This is a genomic window from Streptomyces sp. NPDC056347 (genome assembly GCF_042262625.1).
Taxonomy (GTDB): Bacteria; Actinomycetota; Actinomycetes; order Streptomycetales; family Streptomycetaceae; genus Streptomyces.
In genome coordinates, this window is the sequence record NZ_JBHJQP010000332.1 from 1 (window position 1) to 1,673 (window position 1,673).

A 1,673-nucleotide genomic window follows, 5' to 3' on the forward strand; every position below is an offset into this window, starting at 1 on the left:
GGCCCGCAGGCATCGGGCCCGCCCGGCTTCCGCGTGGCCGCGCGGAGTGCTGCGAGGGCCACGAAAGTCCATGGTTTCGGCACAGGAGTCCAATCGCTCCCCTTGCGCAACGACCGCCCCGACTACCAAGGTCGTCCCCGGAGTTCATTCGCAAGCCGCGCACGTCAGACCCCCCTTACGGAGGATCGATGAACGACGCAGCACAGCAGAACGACGGTACGCACCACGGCGACGAGGGCGCGATGAGCCGCCGCTCGGTCCTGCGGACGACCGCGGGAGTGGCCGGTGCCGGTCTGGGGCTCGGTGCTCTCGGCGCCCCCACCGCGAGTGCCGCCCCCGTACCGGGCGCGCGGGCCGCCGCGGACCGGGCCGCCGGGGCCCCGGAGCGCCGGGGCAGGACCATGGTGGGGGTGCCGTTCGAGCCGCGCTCCACCGTCCGGGTCGGCATCGTCGGCCTCGGCAACCGTGGCGGCAGCATGATCGACCTGTTCCTCGCCGTCGGTGGCGTGCGGGTCGTCGCCGTCTGCGACCCGGTCAAGGAGAAGGCGCAGCGGGCCGCCGCCAAGGTGACCGCCGCCGGCCAGCCGGCACCCGCCGTCTACACCAACGGCGAGGACGACTACGAGAAGCTCTGCGAGCGCGGCGACATCGACTTCGTCTACGTCGCGACGCCCTGGGACTTCCACTTCCGGATGGCGAAGACGGCGATGCTGAACGGGAAGCACGTCGGCGTGGAGTGTCCGATCGCCCTCCAGCTCGACCAGCTCTGGGAACTGGTCGATCTCTCCGAGCGCACCCGGCGCCACTGCATGCAGCTGGAGAACTGCTGTTACGGGCAGAACGAGATGCGGGTACTGCGCATGGCGCACGCCGGTCTCTTCGGCGACCTGCTGCACGGGGCGGGTGCGTACAACCACGACCTGCGCGGCCTGATGTTCGATCCGGACTACTACGAAGGCCCCTGGCGCAGGCTCTGGCACACCCGGCTCCGCGGCGACCTCTACCCGAACCACGGCTTCGGCCCGGTCGCCAACTACATGGACATCAACCGCGGCGACCGCGCGGTGAGCATCACCAGTGTGGGGTCCCCGGCCCTCGGTCTCGCCGAGTACCGGGCGAAGCACATGCCGGCCGGTGACCCCAGCTGGAAGGAGACGTACATCGAGTCCGACCGGACGATCAGTCTCGTCCAGACCGCCAAGGGGCGGGTCATCCGGCTGGAGCACGACGTCTCGACCCCGCACCCCTATTCTCGGATCAACAGCCTGGGCGGTACGAGGGGGGTCTTCGAGGACTACCCCGCGCGGATCTACATCGAGCCCGACCACACCGACGACAACTGGGGCGACTTCGGGAAGTACCGGGAGTGGGACCACTGGCTCTGGAAGGAGCACGCCAATCCGCCGGGCGGTCACGGCGGGATGGACTACATGCTGGTGTTCCGGCTGATGCAGTGCATGCGGCTCGGGCTGGTCCCCGACTTCGATGTGTACGACGCGGCGACCTGGACCGCGCCGGTGCCGCTGAGCCATCTGTCCATCAAGGCGAAGGGCGCGCCGCAGCAGATCCCGGACTTCACCCGCGGTGAGTGGAAGAAGGCCCGCTCCGGCATGGACTCGGAGAACCCGGAGAAGGCCTGACCGGCCGGTACGCACGGACGGGCGGGCCGGGGG

1 protein-coding gene is annotated in these 1,673 nt (G+C 70.0%); it reads left to right on the plus strand.

Translation table 11 applies throughout. From position 1 onward, the window contains the following. The first annotated feature begins 188 nt into the window (after positions 1 to 188). Complete coding sequence (locus tag ACFCV8_RS35980; RefSeq protein ID WP_376689769.1) at positions 189 to 1,640, plus strand: Gfo/Idh/MocA family protein; 1,452 nt, start codon at positions 189 to 191, stop codon at positions 1,638 to 1,640. The last annotated feature ends 33 nt before the right edge of the window (positions 1,641 to 1,673 follow it).

Excerpts from the sequence above, each read along its gene's own strand:
- ACFCV8_RS35980 (WP_376689769.1), top strand. The coding sequence starts at position 189 with ATGAACGACGCAGCACAGCAGAACGACGGTACGCACCACGGCGACGAG.